This is a genomic window from Bacteroides sp. OF03-11BH (genome assembly GCF_003604005.1).
In the GTDB taxonomy this organism is placed as follows: Bacteria; Bacteroidota; Bacteroidia; order Bacteroidales; family Bacteroidaceae; genus Bacteroides; species Bacteroides ovatus.
In genome coordinates this window covers 110,806-129,156 of sequence record NZ_QTMW01000002.1, presented here as the reverse complement: position 1 = coordinate 129,156, position 18,351 = coordinate 110,806, and the positions used below count along the sequence as shown (strand labels likewise).

General features: G+C 39.5%; 15 protein-coding genes. 11 read left to right on the top strand and 4 right to left on the bottom strand.

The genetic code is table 11. From position 1 onward, the window contains the following. Positions 1 to 246: 246 nt before the first annotated feature. The 4 genes from DXA54_RS02230 to DXA54_RS02215 form a co-directional block, all read right to left on the bottom strand. Positions 247 to 744: a GDYXXLXY domain-containing protein gene (locus tag DXA54_RS02230; protein WP_004307158.1), complete on the bottom strand. Its 498-nt coding sequence runs from the start codon at positions 742 to 744 to the stop codon at positions 247 to 249. After that, entirely contained in the window at positions 731 to 1,705 is a 975-nt protein-coding gene (locus tag DXA54_RS02225; protein ID WP_004307156.1) for a DUF4401 domain-containing protein, read from the bottom strand. Before DXA54_RS02225 ends, DXA54_RS02230 begins: the two co-directional genes overlap by 14 nt. Further along, on the bottom strand, positions 1,689 to 2,606 hold the full coding sequence (locus DXA54_RS02220) for a DUF2157 domain-containing protein (RefSeq protein ID WP_120078897.1): 918 nt from the start codon (positions 2,604 to 2,606) through the stop codon (positions 1,689 to 1,691). The genes DXA54_RS02225 and DXA54_RS02220 overlap by 17 nt, the downstream gene beginning before the upstream one ends. Positions 2,607 to 2,761: 155 nt before the next feature. Beyond that, entirely contained in the window at positions 2,762 to 4,501 is a 1,740-nt protein-coding gene (locus DXA54_RS02215) for a thiamine pyrophosphate-dependent enzyme (RefSeq protein ID WP_120078944.1), read from the bottom strand. Positions 4,502 to 4,737: 236 nt separating this feature from the next. Here DXA54_RS02215 and DXA54_RS02210 point away from each other — a divergent pair, with 236 nt between their 5' ends. The 11 genes from DXA54_RS02210 to DXA54_RS02155 all read left to right on the top strand — a co-directional run bounded on the left by DXA54_RS02210 (position 4,738) and on the right by DXA54_RS02155 (position 18,291). Continuing rightward, the gene (locus tag DXA54_RS02210) at positions 4,738 to 4,956 is read left to right on the top strand and encodes a winged helix-turn-helix domain-containing protein (RefSeq protein ID WP_004301053.1); all 219 of its coding nucleotides are present in this window, start codon (positions 4,738 to 4,740) and stop codon (positions 4,954 to 4,956) included. 172 nt (positions 4,957 to 5,128) lie between these two features. After that, complete coding sequence (locus DXA54_RS02205; protein ID WP_120078896.1) at positions 5,129 to 6,154, top strand: threonine aldolase family protein; 1,026 nt, start codon at positions 5,129 to 5,131, stop codon at positions 6,152 to 6,154. A gap of 136 nt (positions 6,155 to 6,290) precedes the next feature. Further along, positions 6,291 to 9,449, top strand: a complete 3,159-nt coding sequence (locus DXA54_RS02200) for a hypothetical protein (protein ID WP_133304683.1) — start codon at positions 6,291 to 6,293, stop codon at positions 9,447 to 9,449. Positions 9,450 to 10,426: 977 nt separating this feature from the next. Further along, positions 10,427 to 11,002 (top strand): hypothetical protein, encoded by a 576-nt coding sequence (locus DXA54_RS02190; RefSeq protein ID WP_138301332.1) that lies wholly within the window; start codon positions 10,427 to 10,429, stop codon positions 11,000 to 11,002. Positions 11,003 to 11,303: 301 nt separating this feature from the next. Then, complete coding sequence (locus tag DXA54_RS02185) at positions 11,304 to 11,636, top strand: hypothetical protein (protein ID WP_133304682.1); 333 nt, start codon at positions 11,304 to 11,306, stop codon at positions 11,634 to 11,636. 42 nt (positions 11,637 to 11,678) lie between these two features. Then, positions 11,679 to 12,179, top strand: a complete 501-nt coding sequence (locus DXA54_RS02180) for a hypothetical protein (RefSeq protein ID WP_120078892.1) — start codon at positions 11,679 to 11,681, stop codon at positions 12,177 to 12,179. 21 nt (positions 12,180 to 12,200) lie between these two features. Continuing rightward, positions 12,201 to 13,154 carry a TonB family protein gene (locus DXA54_RS02175; RefSeq protein WP_120078891.1) on the top strand — a complete coding sequence of 318 codons (954 nt, stop codon included), beginning with the start codon at positions 12,201 to 12,203 and terminating at the stop codon, positions 13,152 to 13,154. 169 nt (positions 13,155 to 13,323) lie between these two features. After that, positions 13,324 to 14,334, top strand: coding sequence for a hypothetical protein (locus DXA54_RS02170; RefSeq protein WP_120078890.1), 1,011 nt, complete (start codon positions 13,324 to 13,326; stop codon positions 14,332 to 14,334). Between the two features lie 10 nt (positions 14,335 to 14,344). Then, the gene (locus DXA54_RS02165) at positions 14,345 to 15,253 is read left to right on the top strand and encodes a hypothetical protein (RefSeq protein WP_004301039.1); all 909 of its coding nucleotides are present in this window, start codon (positions 14,345 to 14,347) and stop codon (positions 15,251 to 15,253) included. Between the two features lie 148 nt (positions 15,254 to 15,401). Continuing rightward, the gene (locus tag DXA54_RS02160) at positions 15,402 to 16,601 is read left to right on the top strand and encodes a BamA/TamA family outer membrane protein (protein ID WP_004301038.1); all 1,200 of its coding nucleotides are present in this window, start codon (positions 15,402 to 15,404) and stop codon (positions 16,599 to 16,601) included. Next, positions 16,588 to 18,291: a phosphoethanolamine transferase gene (locus DXA54_RS02155; protein ID WP_004307144.1), complete on the top strand. Its 1,704-nt coding sequence runs from the start codon at positions 16,588 to 16,590 to the stop codon at positions 18,289 to 18,291. The genes DXA54_RS02160 and DXA54_RS02155 overlap by 14 nt, the downstream gene beginning before the upstream one ends. Positions 18,292 to 18,351: the final 60 nt, after the last annotated feature.

Sequence of the window (18,351 nt, the reverse complement as noted above, 5' to 3'; positions counted from 1 at the left end):
AATACGCCGAGAAGAAACAGAGTGAAGGATTTGGCTTGTGAAAGTCAATCCTTCCAATTCTGTTCTTCTTATAGAAAGGGATACCTCCCTTATTTCCCACAGGTATCCCTTTTCTTTATTTCATAACATCTCCTTATTTGCACTAGAAACCAATTTGCTAGTCCCTTATTTCCCTATAGATTAAGGAGATGTTTTGAGAATATAGAAAGTCCGGGCTTGCGAAAGTCCGGGCTTTTTCATTATTATTTATTTATCGGATTGAATATAATGGAAGTTCTCGTCATACAGTCCTACGAGCAGGCTTTGTCCTTTACCATCCACTTTCAGCCCGCCATATACGGCTTTTTGATAAAGAGTATCTTGTCCCTCTTCAAAGAAGAAAGACTCGGCACCGAGGAAGATCCGGTGACGTACTATTTTATATTTGATGACTAGCTCATTGTCGTTTACAGGCTCTAAAGCGTTTTGCAGCCGCACTATTTTTCCTACTTGATTACTGTCAATTTGAAGTATGGCATAACCGCGTATGGCAGTTTGTTGGTCTAGCAGATCTGATGAAGCTTCTTTGTAGCTAAGCCTCATATAGTCTCCTTGCATAAGAGAGCGGGGATCGACGGGAGCTAGCTGTAACAAAATCAACTGTCCGTCTTTCAAAGTTTGCTCTTTTTTATAAACCGACCAGTTGAAATATCCCAGTAGCAGTATCAGGTTTGCAATAATCAATATTCGGCTATACTTTTTCATGTCTTGTTCTTTTTTGAGTGAAGAAATACCAGGCTGTAATACATGCAATTCCGATGAAGAAAAGTGTCATGGATTTGGTGAGCAGGCTTAAATTCAAATCATAATAGTATTTGGAAACGGCATAGATAAAAAGAAGAAGCGAGGCAGCACACTCCGCTTTGTAGCCATAATGGAAACATATTAGAATCAGCAACAAACTGCCGGATAAATAAGGAGCAAACACGGTAGGCAGACAGATAACAATACAAAGAATATAGATACCAATCTGGTTCACCGGATGATCCACTTTCATGACCTGCATGATTCGTTGAACCATTATAAGAATACCGATCCATATACAAACAGACAGTATGCAGGATACAAGCCAGCTATTTGTTTCTGATATCAGATAATTGATTGATAATCCTCCCAGTGAGACGATACCGGATATGAATAATCCGAAATGAAATGGTTTGTATTTGGAAAAGTAATTCTCTGTTCCTATACATTCAAACAACTTAGTTTCAAAGATGTTGGCAAATAGAAATAGTGCAAGGATAGGAACTACAGCTATTTGCAAGGGATAAAATGAAGAAAAGACATGGGCGGCTTCTCCGAAGAAAGATATATTAAACAGAATGACTGAAAGAAAGGGGAGGATAAACCCTCTTGATAACAAGAATGTGAGAATACTGATTCCTATAAGTGTAGTGAAGAGGATATTAATGCTGGCATTTATACCAAAACCAATCAATACACACCCGGCTATGTATAAAGTGATGTTCATTGCATCCAGAAAAGACCGGATCACCATGCGGCTGATTGTTAGGGTAGCGAGAATTAATATACTTCCTACAATCAGGCAAGAAATATCGGAGCGGAGGATTCTGGCAAGTGCCAGAAATCCCAGAAAGAAAATAGCCGTCAGGATTCCTCCGATAATAGATACGGCTTGAATGGTGAGGCTATGCTTCTGTGTCATACCATTGCTTTTTTAGATGAAGAATGATGTAAATGAGTAAAGTTGTTCCGGTGATGACAATAACCCCTCCGTAGAAGAATACCTGAACATCCCTAAGACCGCTTTGTGATATGAATGTAGTCAATAGAATCATTAACGCAGCAAACGGAATGATAGCCAGATAGAACAGGCTTTTTATTTTCCATCCATACCAAAGTCCCGCAGAGAATAAAAGGAGGGTGCTTATGAGAGGAACAGACAATATGGCATTCTCTTCGCAGATTGCCATCATTAACAGAAAACTGGTATGTATAATAGTAGCCAGTGAAAGAAGACTGACAAACCAGCGATTGTTGCTGTCCAAATGACCTTTTACACTCATCCATTCCGTGATGATCGTTGTTAAGGCACATATCCAGGTTACTGCATTGGCCAGCAAAGTCATTTCCCAGGAGTTGGCATTGGCAATCTGTATATTGTACAACCATATCGTAGTACAAAGTAATCCGATGAACGTCAGCCATAACGGAGCGAAACGGATAGCAACCGCCCAGAGAATAGTGAAGAGAGTCCATCCAAGGAAAAGATCGTAAGCATCGGCTCCCGTTTGGTAGATTTGTCCGAAGACAGCGAAAAGCGTGCCTATCAGGAATGTAGCTCCGGTCAGGAGAATTTGTTTGACGAGCTTATTCCAATGCGTGAATGTAGCGAGCAGGACAGAAGCTACTAATAACACTTCTACTATTCCTAACTTTGCAAATTTGGGTAATTCCTCCCAGTTGTAGGCAAAGAAGAAGATAATTCCTGCCACTGTAAAACCAACGCCCACTGCCAATAAAAAAATAGAAAGGAATTGATTCCATTGCTTTTTATCTGCGTACAGCGCTTGTCGGGATAAAGGCGAAGAGTCGGTCTTTTCCATGTGTTTTTGCTTTTTGATGATTACAAACATAAGAAAATAAAATGATTATCACCTCAAGATAGACTATAAAAAGGTATGACTTACCTTATTGAAATTGACAATAATAGTAGGTCATACCTTGAGAGAGGTTATGAAAATATTAAAAATAGAATAACTTAAAATACCTCCCGTATATGCTTAAAGTTAGAATTGATCGTATCAATTACTTCTTGTGAACGACCGTTGATTAACAACTTATACATTGATTGTGCAAAGCCCACCATTTGACCGGATTCAATTTTGGGAGGCATGGCCAGTGCGTTCGGATCAGTCATGATATTAACAAGTACCGGACCGTCCAACTCAAATGCATTCAGTAAGGTAGTCAACACTTCTTCCGGATCACTGACATTAAATCCGGTCATTCCCATTGCTTCGGCCACTTGAGCAAAGTCTGGATTCAACATATTTGTCTGCCAGTCCGGCAATCCGTCCACTTCCATTTCCAACTTCACCATTCCCAATGAACGGTTGTTGAATACGATAATTTTAATTGGTAACTTATATTGTACAACGGTTTCCAAGTCTCCTAAAGTCATAGACAAGCCACCATCTCCGCAAAGCGCCACTACCTGGCGATCCGGATAAGCTAGTGCGGCACCGATGGCTTGCGGCAAAGCATTTGCCATAGAACCATGATTGAAAGAACCCAGCATGTGGCGTTTGCCTGTCGCTTGCAGATAACGTGCTCCCCACACACAAGTCATTCCCGTATCTACTGTGAACACAGCATCGTCCGAACTTAGTTTGTCTATTTCGGACATCACATATTCGGGATGAATCTTATTTACGTCGCCTTTATCTTCCGTGTAAGCAGCCAGATCCTTCTTTACGCCTTCATATCTTTTGAGTTGTTTCAACAGGAACGAATCATCTGTCTTCGGATTCAGCATACGCAATAGACTTTGGATGCTCAGTTTAACATCACCGCAAAGTCCGATATCCACCTTTGCACGACGTCCCAGACGTTCGGGCTTTATATCAATCTGTGCTATCTTGATGTCATCCGGCAGGAAAGCGGAATAAGGAAAGTCTGTGCCGAGCATGAGAAGCACTTCGGCTTCATGCATACTGTAATAGCCTGACGGCATTCCCAACAATCCGGTCATACCCACTTCATACGGATTTTCATATTGCACCTCCATCTTTCCTTTGAAAGTATATACAACCGGAGCGTTCAGCTTCTCGGAAAGAGCAATCACTTCCTCGTGAGCTCCCCGGCAACCGATGCCGCAGAAAAGAGTGATACGCGTATGTTTGTTTAACATGTCAGCTAATTGAGCCAGATCTTCTTCCGACGGACAAACTTCCGGTGGGGCAGGATAGTTGATAACCGACGAGTCGACAGCAACGGCAGAAGCCTTTGCCAAGTCACCCGGAAGCCCGATAACGGACACCCCTTTGCGGGTGACAGCCGTTTGTATGGCCGACTGGAGCATACGTGGAAATTGTGTGGGAGTAGTGGCTACTTCATTATAATAACTGCAATCGTTAAAAAGTTTGATGGTATTCGTCTCCTGAAAATATTCCGTACCGAACTCTCCGGTGGGAATTGTAGAGGCGATGGCGATTACCGGTGCGCCGGACCGGTGTGCGTCATACAAGCCGTTAATCAGATGAACATGTCCCGGCCCGCTACTTCCCGCGCAGCATCCCGGGCGACCGGTCAGTTGTGCTTCTGCCGCAGCGGCATACGCCCCTGTTTCTTCGTGGCGCACATGTATCCATTTTATTTGATCGTTTTTTCTGACTGCTTCGTTTACTTCATTCAGACTGTCGCCTGTTACGGCGTAGATGCGTTCAACTCCGGATTTTACCAGAGTATCTATCAACTGTTCTGCTATTTTTTTTGCCATAGCTGTAATTGGTTTAGGATTGATTTTTATGTAATAACAGATGGCTGCAAAGAAAAGTTCTGATTTAACATATGCTAATAACGCCTTTGTGTCGGGACACATCACCACTTTTATGTTAAAATTAATTCTGTAACAACTTTTTAGTAAAGATGTATAAACAATTGCAATATCCTTTTGTTATCTTTATAAGCGAAATCTTAACCTAATGTATTAAACCTCTTAATTACTCTAGAAAAATGAACAGAAATGAAATCGGTGTGAATGCCGGTAAGGTTTGGCAACTGCTTAGTAATAATGAGAAGTGGAGCTATGGACTTTTGAAGAGAAAATCCGGGCTGAAAGATAAAGAGCTGGGTGCCGCTTTGGGGTGGTTGTCAAGAGAGAGCAAAATAGAGTTCGATCAGTGCGATGAAGAGCTTTATGTATATCTCTGTGTGAATGTTTATATTGGCTGAAAGAGTTTGACGCTTTAACGAGAACAGAAGAATCTCCGGAGGAATGACAGCATAGTCAGCACTTCGGAGATTCTTGTTTTTTTATCCTTTTTCTGCTTTATGTTTCTTCCTTTCAATGGATTTCCGGAAATAATTCTGTTACTTTGCATCACGAATTAAAATGTAAGAAACAATGAGAAGTTTTGCCTCCGACAATAATTCCGGTGTGCATCCGTTGGTAATGGAAGCATTGAACCGGGCTAATATAGACCATTCTTTAGGATATGGCGATGATAAATGGACAGAAGAAGCCGTAGCGAAAATAAAGGAAACCTTTACGCCCAACTGTGTCCCCTTGTTTGTATTTAACGGAACGGGTAGCAACGTGGTAGCATTGCAGCTGATGACCCGTCCGTATCATTCCATCTTTTGTGCGGAAACGGCTCATATCTATGTAGATGAATGCGGCTCTCCTGTGAAAATGACAGGTTGTCAGATTCGCCCGATTGCCACTCCCGACGGTAAGCTTACCCCGGAATTGACGCAACCCTATCTGCATGGTTTCGGCGATCAGCACCATTCGCAACCCAGAGCTCTCTATATTTCCCAATGTACCGAACTTGGCACCATCTATACTCCCGAAGAGTTAAAACGTCTGACTGACTTTGCCCATCTGAATGGTATGTATGTACACATGGACGGAGCCAGAATAGCCAATGCCTGTGCCGCTTTGAATCTTTCCTTAAAGGAACTGACAGTAGACTGCGGAGTCGATATTCTTAGTTTTGGCGGAACGAAGAACGGACTGATGATGGGAGAGTGTGTGATTGTATTTAATAAAGACCTGCAACCGGAAGCCCGCTTCATCCGTAAGCAATCCGCCCAGCTCGCTTCGAAGATGCGTTACCTCTCTTGCCAGTTTACGGCATATCTCACAGATAACCTCTGGCTGAAGAATGCCAACCATGCCAATGCAATGGCTGCCAAACTTTACACTGAATTGAAGAAACTGCCCGAAGTAACTTTCACTCAAAAAGCCGAAAGTAACCAGTTATTCCTCACCATGCCTCGCCCGGTTATCGACCGCATGCTGGAGTCTTATTTCTTTTATTTCTGGAACGAAGAGAGGAATGAAATCCGTCTGGTAACTTCTTTTGATACGACAGAAGAAGATGTAGACGAGTTTATAAGAGTTCTAAGGTCATTGATCATCTCTTAACATTTCCGGTAGACTGTCTTGGATGGTATTTGGATTATCTAATTACACAAAATTAGTTCATACGTTTTTATAGCTAACTCTATGAATATAAAGATTATTGTGTATTTTTGCCAAAGAACCTTTTATCTTGATAGATATGAAAAACATTTTCATCGTTATAGCAGGGGGCATCATTTTGTTGTCAGCATGTGGTAAAGTCACAAATGATGTTGTAGAAATAGAACTGGCATGCACTATCAATACATTTGAAGCACCTGTCCATGCCATTTCTAAATCGGTGGGTAACTCCGGCAGATTATATATCGGTTTGGAAAATGGTTCTATAGTGAAGATGGAAGGAGATAAACGGCACGTTTATTCAGGAGGAGACAAACGAATCATATACGATATTTGGGAACATAATAAGGACTCGTTGTTTATAGGGACAAGAGACGGTGGCTTAAAATTGATAACACTCAAAAATGATTCGTGTGTTAAATCGGAAGACTTCAATATCGAAAGTAAAGATTTGAATTATTCTGTGTATAGTATTGCCGAGGATAGTATCAACCGGATTCTTTATTTCGGAACCAGTAACGGATTATTCAAGATGGATCTGAAAAACAACCCCGGTTTGGTAATGCTCGAACGTGTGGAATTAGGAGATAAAAAACAGGATGGTATTCATAAAGTTTTATTTAGGGATAGCACCTTGTATGTGGCCGGAGATCCGGGGCTTTTTATCAGCAAATCCCCTTCTCGATTTTTTAATCCTATAAAAGGCGTCAGAGTCAATAATGTAATACTGGATAATGATACGATATATGCATTAACTCAAAATTCTATCGTCAAGATAGACAATCCTTACCAAACAAACGACTCTGTATATAAGACCATCGCTTCAGGAGAGTTCTACTCTTACAGTAAAACACCGGACAATGAAGAATGGCTTCTTTCCGGACGGAATGTATTTTTAAAGAAAAAAGGAATAACATATAAACATAAACTTCCTTCCGGCATAACTCCAAGTAGCAAACAGGTTGGTTTAATGGATAATGATTTCTATTATATTGCTTACAGGGAATTGTTGTTGGCATTTCCATTGAGACAAAATACACAGGGATTGGCAAGTAGTGTCATCGCAGTGAGCGACAGAACCGGCGGTGACGATAGGATCTATTTTATCACCAGCGATTTTAAATTGCATAAATATCGTTTCGATAATACCTCAAAAGACAAGTATAATTCCGAACCCATGGGACAACTAAAGGGATTGAATGTGCACGATGAAATAGTGAAATTTATACATACAGGTAGTAACGTTTTCTTTTTAGCAACGAAAAAGAATCTTTATAAGATAAAAGGGAATACTGCCGAGTGCATTGTGGATTTTAATAAAATGGACAATGATAATGATTTCAGTGCATTGTATTTCTCCCCTGATGAGCAGAAACTGTATATAGGGACGAGGCGATATCTGGGGAGCATTGCTTGTGGCAGTGGAAGAAAAGTACCATCTGAATACACCATTGAATCCATAGCCGATATGGATACCACCGATTTGTATGTAGTTGATATTTCAGGCAGGGATGACGGCATATATGTGGCTACATTGAATAAAGGGTTATTTCAGAAGACAGGAAAACAGGGAAAATTTGAGAAAATTTGGCTTTCTGAAAAATATGGTAGCACATACGGGTTGGCAATAACTGGTAAAGAGGATTTGCTGTTGAATACATCGGAAGGCATTATTTATAACGATGACATCAAGACTTTGAGCTTTCTTGATAAAGCGGATATTAAGGCGATTTACAGAGTACATGAGGATAATTCCAGCGACGGAATCTTTATTCTGTATTATCATGGCATCCATTATCAAGGCCTGACACATAGCTTGATTGAAAAACGAGTTAGCCCCTTTCCTTTGTTCAGTGACATAGCTTTCAGTAAGGCCTGTATCGCAGTCAAAGGGGAAAGTTGTGTTTTGGGCAGTCGGTTTGGACTGTTCTTGTTTGACCAGTCTGCGTTATCTCCTATTACGATACAAGAAGAAAAAGACTATACTACCTTATATATTTTTATCATGGGGCTTTTGTTGCTTATTGGCGGAGCAGTAATATATTGTTTTTATATAAAGAAAAAGAAACAGCAATACAGAAGCAATAAGCTGATTGAATATATGGATGAAGTTAATGCGTTAAAGTCGCAAGTATCTCTTTTAGTGAAGAAAGAAGACAGAGAAGCACTTTTGATGAAATTTGATGATCTTATAGGCAAACTGCTCCTGCGAAAGCAAGGGGAATATATATCCGGTATTTTTGTCAGGGAAATGAAAGAGAATGTAAATGAGTTGAGAACCGAATTTTTCAAAAAGGCTTTGACCTTAAATGAATATATCGAAATGAGTTTGGAAGAAGTAGCTCAACGAATAGAAATAATGAAGAATCTGCCTAAAATAGAGAAAGAGGAACAGGAGAATTTATTGGAAGAAATCATCGAATATCAAAAAAGGATAAGTGTTGATGCCGAATATAAAACGATAAAGCATATTAACTCACTCAAACAGAAACTGTTGATATTGGAAAGAGATCTGGCGGACAATATGGTTTCTTGTCGCAATCGTATGGACGGAATGACAACAGCCGACATCGAGAAGGGTCTTGCAGAAGTAGAGCAACGTATAAAAAATATAATGAGCCTGCCTAAAATAAGAACAAATGAGCTTGAAAAATCATTGAAAAAGATTATTGAAGATAAAGACAAGATAAGAACAGATATCGAATATCAAACGACAACACAAATAGATAAACTCAAAGAGAAGCTATTAAAATTAGAAAATGGTTTGGCGGATTGCATAGCTCCCTATAGCCAAACTTTTTACGAACAGTATGCAGCTGTTGGGCATGAAGAGAAAATAAAATCCTTGAAGGAGAAAGTTGATGGAAGGCAATCCTCCAGGATGGTCAAAAAAGGATGCGATGACTTTGTCAATGCATATTCTCAACTAAGAAAATTGTCCTTTATGCAAAAAAAGAGAAGTGATATCCGCTTTTATGCTGCTGTATTATACTTTATACCAGATATAAAGGCTAGTACTATTTGTGCATCTTTGGGGCTGCAGGGTAAACAAAAAATCAACAATATACAAAAATTTAAAAATTGTGCACGTAAATGTATTGAAGAATTGTATAAGCAAGAACCTGTAATGCGAGAAGACAAAATTATAGGCTTATTGTATAGTCGGCTGGGAGGAGATAAAAAGTCAGATGATACCTCGTCCCTTAGTAACAATGCTCCGAAATCTGACAACGATTAGTAGTGAACTGCGCTAATTTGTCTCCTATTGCTAACTTTGACTACTTTGTTTCTGCACAGATTTGATTCTTTTCACCACAGAGGACACGGAGGGCACAGAGGTGAATTTGTTTTATGACTTATGGTTGTGAGCATAATTTTGATGCGTAATCCTCCTACCATAAAGTTGAAAAAACATGAAAACATCTGCCACCTGCAACGAAAAGCGTGTAATTCACTAGTTGATAAATAGTTGGAGCGTTGCAGATACCTGCGGCAGATAAGTTGCAGATAAAGTATCTGCAACACAGTATAAACCTTACATAAGCAAATTCTCCATGAGTGCAGAAGTTTATTGTATACATTAACTTCCCGTTTCCAGGCGGGGAACTGTCGTTTCCGGCATTAGAAATTACAGTTTCCACGGCAGGAAACGAGAGTTTCTAAGGCGGGATACTACAGTTTCTACGTAAGGATACTGTCGTTTCCCCGTAGAGTTTTTCAACTTTATAGTAGGAAAAACTTTCATTCATTTCTGCACCGTTTCATTCATTTTCGTACCGAAATGAATATAACTCCTACCCCTTTTCGGTTTTATCTTACCCAATTTTACCTGTTGAAATTTTATGATATAAATAAGCTTTTAGCCTTTTAATTCCCTTTGTCTATAATTTTAAATAATTATTTGTATGTATTTAAAATGTGTAATTTTCTTCAGATAAGAGAAGTAAAGAGAATTAAAGAGAAGTAAAGGGAAAAATGATAAACTCTTTTTGTTGTTGCTATTTTATTGGTATATAAAGTGCTATATTTATTTTTTTTGTTCTTGCTGTATAGAGGATAGTAATAATTTCATATATTGGTTGTAGCCTGTCAAATATGGAAATAATAGTAGCGTTTAAGGGAAGTAGGGGGAAGTGCTATGATGTAAATGTTGAAAAAAGTTTGTTATCTTTGCGATGAATCCAAATGGAAAATTACTTTAAAAACATAAATAACATGGAAGCAACTATCAATTATCAAACAACTATTTTCCTTGAAAAAATTAAGGAAATGGAAGATCGCAATTTATTATTGGCGTATAGTAACAAGGCTGACTATAACTCCTTGTTTAATCAGTTGGCGGAAGAGGAACTGGCACTTAGGGGATATGTACCTTCAGAAGTGGAAGAAAATAATATTGATTTTCTTATTATCCGAAAAAAAGAGATTGATGAACTTGTGGAGATTTATACTAATGACTCTGATTACGTAAAAAGCTGGAAAGAACTGGCGGAAAATGAGCTTAAAAGACGAGGATTCGATATCTCTTCCTTGTACGGAATAAAGAGTCGCAATAAACAATTCCTCAAAGAGGGAATGCAAGGCCGATACATCGTTCTGGGATATATATTCTCATTTCTCGGTGGCCTGGTCGGTTTAGCCTTTGCTATTAATTATGCATTTACTTCCCAGACCGCTGTTAATGGAGAGAAATTTCCTAAATATAACAGAAGTACCCGAAGCCACGGAAAAGCTATGCTGATATTAGCTATTGGCTCTATAATTATGCAATTAATCATGAGATTATCATAGATATACACAATTAATCATTAATGCCATGAAAAGAAATTATGTGTATTTCGGGATTGTACAATCCGAATTCCATCAGACCATTACCCTGTTAAGGTAGTTATAAAGTTTCCTATTGGCCACTGATGTTGTTCATAGACACTCCTGACACCTGTATCTCTGCACCATAGAAGATAACGATATTAAAGAACAGTCTTTATCAGCGTGAATATTTCTAACGCATGTGATTGGACTATTCACGCGAAATGGCTTGAAGTGTTTGTAAAAGTTAGTTTCTTTGCTAATAGTTAAGATGAGGTTTATTATGGAAACAAAGCAAGGACATATGCATATTGGGGCACAGATTCAAAAGCGTGTAAAGGAATTAGGTCTTACGAACAGTCAGTTTGCCAATCTGATAAATTGTCATCGAACTAATGTGAATAATATTTATAAAAGTGAGACGCTTGATACGTTAAAACTACAACGTATTTCCGAGGTACTTCGTTTTGATTTTTTTCAATATTATGTATCGGACTATTCTTCTTCATCCGCAGATGAAGTTATTTCAAAACGAATAGAGTTTTCATCAGAAGAGATGGCAAAAATAGCAAAAAATATTCCTGTGATAGTGGAGGTCATAGTGAAAAAGCAGTGAGATGATGAAACAAAAGTATGTAAACTTTAATGTGATTGGCTTATGTATATGAGATGTTTGTTTACGTGTATTTTTGCGTTTTGCCTTTGTAGCGGGTATGCGCAGGGTTGGAAAGGAGCAGCTATAGAGGGAACACGGAGAGCTGTCAAGGCAGCTCAATCTAAAGACGTTAGAGTTCCAAAGGTGGATGATGCAGTTGTACAAAAGATAGCAAATGTAGTTCGAAAAGAAATGCTGTTTAGAGATTCTATGCTGTCTATTGCCAAAACTGATACATTCGGAATCGTTTGTCAGGTTATTAGTAAGAGGATGAAAGTGCCTGGATTGAGATTATCCGATATGCAAAAACGTCAATACGCTACTTGCGTCAATTTTCTTATTAAACAGTTAATTATGCGTGAAAGTGCATATCCGGAATTTCTCAAAGAAGGTATCTCAAAACAAACTGTAGAAGTCGTATATCAGATGGCTGTTGAGCGGAAAGAAAAAATGAAAGAATTGAACGTTGACAGTCAATGTCTGAAGTATATAAAAGATTATTAATGAACATAATAAATTAAGATTATGAAAAGTACAATTATTACATTAATTATGTTGATGTGTTGTTTTACTGTTGTAAGAGCACAAGAGGATAAGACTGTTGATGAAATGGTAAATGATGCAATTTTAGAGTTTATCGGAATAGATCTCAGTGGCAGATCTTCTTCAAACTCAAACTCAAATTCAAACTCAAAAGACGAGGATGCGGATAATCAGATTTATGTTAGTACTGAAAAAATAGCAGAGTTTCCTGGAGGAATGAATGCTCTATTTGATTTCATTAATAGAAATTTGATATATCCGAAAGAGTGTATATCGAACAATATCGAAGGAAGAATTATGCTAAAGATTATTGTTGAAAAGGATGGACGAATTTCTGCGCAAGTATCAGAAAGTTCAAAAGATAGACATCCGGCATTGATTCGTGAAGCCTTGAGGCTTGTTTCTATTATGCCTAGGTGGACTCCTGCGGGGTATCGTGGTAATAGCTCAAAGTTTATAAATGTTCGTTTTCAAACTTATATTCCTATTGTTTTTCGATTACGTGATGGAAAATATTTACCATTTGTGATGCCTTCTGAAAAATCTACTCAAAACAAACCCTTGTATAAACCAGCGTCATTTATTTCTACAAAGACTTTTGAGGAACAGATATTACCCAATATGAATAAAGCTATAATTTTATCTTTTTATGCGGCTTGGGCGGCACCTTGTAACGAGTTAAATAGAGATTGGGATACTTTATTTGGTACTTTTAATGGTAAATATAGACTTTGTCATATTGATGTTGATAACCACGAAGAGAGCGATGGATTAGCGGATAGATATAAAGTTAATTCAATTCCGACTTTGATACTAATATATAATCGAAATGGAGATTTTGTGAAATGGATAGGATCTGGAAAGAGACGTGAATCCGCTATCAAAAGTTGGTTTGAAGATGGTATCAGAAAGGCGGAATCCTACTTTGGACGATAGCTGATGAGAGATTGATATATTTCTCCTAACAGGAAGGAGTATTGTTCGACCGGGTACCTTATGCAGCTATCAGGCACGCAAAAGACGATTTCCCAAATGTTAAAGTCGAAATACTGGACAAACGTTTACAGTATGAGAATGTGAAGTACTCAATTTAAAACGGAATGTTATGAGTATCAGTAAAATTATATTTTTCTTCGTAGTTTGTATTATAAATGCAAATACGTATGTTGGGGCACAAAATGATGCCTTGAAGGTGTATGACCTGAAAGGAAATCCTTCGATGCTTCGTTTTCGCTCATTCAAGTTGTCTTTAGATTCATTGACCGGCAAATTGAAAGTCGGGGAAGAAATGGATCAGGTTTCAACGGAATCTTATAGAGTCCATTTTTCCAAAAGCGGGAAAGAAGCTGCCTGGCATTATATAAGTAATGGTAAATCGTGTACTTCCATGCAATATGGCACGGATGGAATGGGAAAGTATTATGCTTATCAGATACATAATAATGAGATAGAGAAGTATACTGTCGAACAGATTTATGAGCCGGAAAAGCGCTGTGGCGATTGTATGATTCGTTCAAAGCTGAAAAAGATATATGAGTTCTCTTTCAATAATGTGACTGATACTATTTCTTCCGTAGTTGCCGATACTGTAATGGAAATGATGAAAAATGATCTCTTGTTGGCAAGTTATCAAAGTGCTAAGAATATACAGGTTGAATATTATTACGAAGTCCATAAGGAAGACAGTTTTGTCAGAACGAACTTATTTAAAGATATTATGCCGCAGTTGCGCATTGTGCGGGTTTATCAGAATGAGAAACTGGATTCGGAACATCGTTATGACGCCAAAGGTGAGGAAACTTCCCGAAAGCGATTTACTTATGATAAATTAGGCCGGCTTGTGATGGAAAGAGAGGACTTTCAGAGAGTGGAGGTGAGTAGCGGGGAGTATATGCTTATTGACAGTCTGTCAACTAACGAAGTTCCTGCTATGCCTAAAGAAGGTTATTGGCAATATCGCTATGAGTATGATTCTCCGATGGATGAAAAAGGAAACTGGTTATCACGTAATGTGTTTTGGCAGACGGATGAGCATCCGAAAGAGCAACCGGTCTGGCGTGAAGAGAGAAAGATTCGTTATTATCAGTCGGAAAAAATGTTGCGTGGGTATAGATGATTTATAGCTTATGTTTGATATACGACGTAAAATAAAGGCATGGATAGCGGACTTTTCCATATCAGATTGTAACAACACGGCATTTGATATGGTTTATTGTGGGCGCAGGCGTGTGGCTGCCATTACAGATGCGGACCTCCTGCTAAAGATAGTACAGAATAATGCCCGGAGCCGGGTCCGTAATCTGGCACTGAAAAGAATAGCTTCCGATGTACATCTGCAAAGAATCATCAATGATTGCAACTATGCGGATATAAAGGTTAAGGCTATATCCAGGCTCGGCACCGGGCATGATGAATTTTATAAAGAGTTTATAGCTGCCAAAGGTCGGTTTGAGGGGCAGACTGTATTAACGCAAGTTGCAATGAATATGCTGTCGCTTGATGGTATGTTGGAGATTTGCTTTTTGCTTAGGGCATCTTCTATGGAGAAACTGATTAATTTCCTGCTCAAACTGTACACTCTTGAGACTTTGACCGAAGTTCTAATACTACCTTTATTGACAGGAAAAGAAGTAAGCCGGCAGGTGAAACAACTTTTATGGAACCGCGTTGATAGTAATGATTTCTATTTGTCATATCACAAAAATGATTTTGTGTCTCATTTGTTAGATTTAAAATACGGGAAAAGTGTGTGTATGGAAGAACTGCATCAACTGATAAATCTTTCTATAACCTTAGAACTCCCTATTGATAAAATGGAATATATTCTCAAACAAATACATCGCAATTCATTCATTGAGGTGAAGGACATGAAACTCTTCTTGATTCTTAATGTGCCGGACGAATTGGTTGACGATATGTTGAATTGTTCAGATAGAAGACTGGTGAAGGCTGCAGAGCATTGGTGTAATGCCCGTAATTATACTATTAAGCATCATACAACCCGATATCCTCGGAAAGATTTTCTTTCCGAATAATTGTTCTATACTTTGAGTACTATATAAACAGAAGAAAAATCGGAATTTTGAAACGTTAAAAAGGAAATTCAGGACAACAAAAGCCTCTGAAACTCTGTTGTAATAGGAAGTTTGAAACTAACTTTGTCCGCAAAGTTTTCTACTTCTTATGATTATGAATACTAGACAGAACAGGCTAATCATATTCGCGCTTTTGTTGTTGACACAAACCCCGTTGGGCGCACAGCTGCATTCTACTAAAATTGAACTGCCGGAGGATTCTATATCTGCAACCATGGAAGATTCCATTCCGGCAAAGCGCAGTTTCTTTAAAAAGTTTCTTGATTACTTCAATGACGCCAATAAGGAAAAAAAGAATAAAAAGTTTGATTTCAGTGTGATAGGCGGCCCACATTATTCCAGTGACACCAAGTTCGGACTCGGACTGGTGGCAGCCGGACTATATCGAACCGATCGGATTGATACGCTTCTTCCTCCCTCCAATGTCTCTCTTTACGGAGATGTGTCGACTGTCGGCTTCTATCTGTTGGGAGTCCGCGGAAATCATCTGTTTCCAAAAGATAAATACCGCTTGAATTACAATCTCTATTTCTATTCTTTTCCCAGTCTGTATTGGGGACGGGGATATGACAATGGAGCGAACTCTGATAACGAAAGCGATTATAAACGTTTTCAGGCACAGGTGAAAGTCGATTTTATGTTTCGGCTGGCAAAGAACTTCTACATCGGCCCGATGGCCGTATTCGATTATATCGACGGACGGAACTTTGAGAAACCGGAACTATGGGAAGGAATGGCCGCGCGAACCACTAATACCAGCCTGGGACTTTCCCTCCTTTACGATTCACGTGATTTCCTGACAAATGCATATCATGGCTATTATTTGCGGATAGACCAGCGGTTCAGTCCGGCTTTTCTCGGCAATAAATATGCGTTTAGCAGTACAGAACTGACTACCAGTTATTATCAGCCGGTATGGAAAGGTGGAGTGCTGGCAGGGCAATTCCACACATTGCTTACCTATGGCGATACCCCTTGGGGATTGATGGCAACGTTGGGAAGTTCTTACTCCATGCGCGGATATTACGAAGGACGCTATCGGGACAAGGGAGCAATGGACGCGCAAATAGAACTCCGGCAACACGTCTGGAAACGGAATGGAGTAGCTGTATGGGTAGGAGCGGGAACGATTTTTCCACGACTTTCCGAGTTCACCCCGAAACACATTCTGCCTAATTATGGCTTCGGGTATCGTTGGGAATTTAAGAAGAGAGTAAATGTACGTTTGGATTTAGGGTTTGGCAAACACCAGACCGGATTTATTTTTAACATCAATGAAGCTTTTTAAAAATATAAAGAATTGGTTGGAAAATCAGGAACATCTGTTTTATCTGTTCCTGTTTATCTTGATAGTACCTAATATGGTACTCTGTTTTACAGAACCTTTACCATTTATGGCAAAAGTCGCCAATGTGTTGTTACCTTTCGGTTGCTATTACCTGTTGATGACTTTGTCGAGGAATTGCGGCAAGATGCTGTGGATTTTATTCCTGTTCCTGTTCTTCGGAGCCTTTCAGATCGTGTTGCTTTATTTATTCGGCCAGTCCATTATCGCTGTCGATATGTTTCTGAATCTGGTCACCACCAATTCGAGTGAGGCATTGGAACTGCTCGATAATCTCACACCTGCCATTATTGCTGTAATCATACTCTATGTACCTGCCCTGATATTAGGGACGATTTCAATTATACGTAAACGGAAACTTACGGTAGAGTTCATTCGCAGGGAACGGAAGAGAGCCTTCCTGGTCTTTGGAATCTCCCTCCTTAGTCTTGTCGGAGCCTATGTGCAGGATTCGGGATATGAGTTGAAATCTGATTTATACCCGCTAAACGTATGCTACAATGTAGGTCTTGCCTTTCAAAGAACAGCTCTGACACAGGATTACCACCGTACATCCAAAGACTTTACTTTCCATGCCCGGCCTACTCATCCGGAGGGAAAACGGGAAGTATATGTAATGGTCATAGGAGAAACCTCTCGTGCCCTGAACTGGCAATTGTATGGTTACGAACGTGAAACGAACCCGCTCTTATCCCGGCAAACGGGTCTGATTGCTTTCCCAAAAGTGTTGACAGAGTCGAATACGACACATAAAAGTGTCCCCATGCTGATGTCGGATGCTACTGCCTGCAACTACGACTCTATCTACCATCAAAAAGGAATCATCACCGCTTTCAAAGAGGCAGGATTCCGGACGGCTTTTTTCTCCAACCAACGTTACAACCATTCATTTATCGACTTCTTCGGAATGGAAGCCGATACGTATGATTTTATAAAAGAAGATTCGGTCAGTTCTACCTATAATCCTTCTGACGACGAACTTCTGAAATTGGTGGAGGAGGAACTGGCGAAAGGTGCAACGAAACAATTCATCGTACTTCACACCTACGGTTCCCACTTTAACTATCGCGAACGTTACCCGTCGGAAGATGCTTTCTTTACGCCCGATTATCCGATGGAAGCAGAGAGAAAATACCGGGATAACCTGGTGAATGCCTATGACAACTCTATTCGTTACACGGATGATTTTCTGTCACGACTTATCCGTATGTTGGAAAAACAGCAGGTAGATGCCGCCATGCTCTACACTTCCGATCATGGAGAGGACATTTTCGACGATTCCCGTCATCTGTTCCTCCACGCTTCTCCCGTACCTTCTTATTATCAGCTTCATGTGCCATTCCTGATTTGGATGTCCGATGACTACCGCGAAACGTATCCCGAACGTTGGAATACTGCTATTGAAAATAAGGATAAGAATGTTTCTTCCAGCAGCTCTTTCTTCCCGACCATGCTGTCTTTAGGCGGAATAGAAACTCCTTACCGGGATGATTCGCAGGCTGTGACGGCTTCGCACTACGTCCTGAAACCGAGGGTTTATCTGAACGATCACAATGATCCCCGTCCGTTGGATGATTTGGGCATGAAGAAGCAAGACTTCCAGATGCTGGAAAAGAGGAATATCAAGTATTAAGTATTAGGTATTAATCCTTGTTAATTTTTGCATCCAAAAATGGGATTGGCGTGTTATTTG

Coding starts and splice junctions, on each gene's coding strand:
- DXA54_RS02170 (WP_120078890.1), top strand. CDS start 13,324: ATGAGTATCAGTAAAATTATATTTTTCTTCGTAGTTTGTATTATAAAT.
- DXA54_RS02225 (WP_004307156.1), bottom strand. CDS start 1,705: ATGACACAGAAGCATAGCCTCACCATTCAAGCCGTATCTATTATCGGA.
- DXA54_RS02200 (WP_133304683.1), top strand. CDS start 6,291: ATGAAAAACATTTTCATCGTTATAGCAGGGGGCATCATTTTGTTGTCA.
- DXA54_RS02230 (WP_004307158.1), bottom strand. CDS start 744: ATGAAAAAGTATAGCCGAATATTGATTATTGCAAACCTGATACTGCTA.
- DXA54_RS02155 (WP_004307144.1), top strand. CDS start 16,588: ATGAAGCTTTTTAAAAATATAAAGAATTGGTTGGAAAATCAGGAACAT.
- DXA54_RS02210 (WP_004301053.1), top strand. CDS start 4,738: ATGAACAGAAATGAAATCGGTGTGAATGCCGGTAAGGTTTGGCAACTG.
- DXA54_RS02180 (WP_120078892.1), top strand. CDS start 11,679: ATGTATATGAGATGTTTGTTTACGTGTATTTTTGCGTTTTGCCTTTGT.
- DXA54_RS02220 (WP_120078897.1), bottom strand. CDS start 2,606: ATGGAAAAGACCGACTCTTCGCCTTTATCCCGACAAGCGCTGTACGCA.
- DXA54_RS02160 (WP_004301038.1), top strand. CDS start 15,402: ATGATTATGAATACTAGACAGAACAGGCTAATCATATTCGCGCTTTTG.
- DXA54_RS02190 (WP_138301332.1), top strand. CDS start 10,427: ATGGAAGCAACTATCAATTATCAAACAACTATTTTCCTTGAAAAAATT.
- DXA54_RS02175 (WP_120078891.1), top strand. CDS start 12,201: ATGAAAAGTACAATTATTACATTAATTATGTTGATGTGTTGTTTTACT.
- DXA54_RS02165 (WP_004301039.1), top strand. CDS start 14,345: ATGTTTGATATACGACGTAAAATAAAGGCATGGATAGCGGACTTTTCC.
- DXA54_RS02215 (WP_120078944.1), bottom strand. CDS start 4,501: ATGGCAAAAAAAATAGCAGAACAGTTGATAGATACTCTGGTAAAATCC.
- DXA54_RS02185 (WP_133304682.1), top strand. CDS start 11,304: ATGGAAACAAAGCAAGGACATATGCATATTGGGGCACAGATTCAAAAG.
- DXA54_RS02205 (WP_120078896.1), top strand. CDS start 5,129: ATGAGAAGTTTTGCCTCCGACAATAATTCCGGTGTGCATCCGTTGGTA.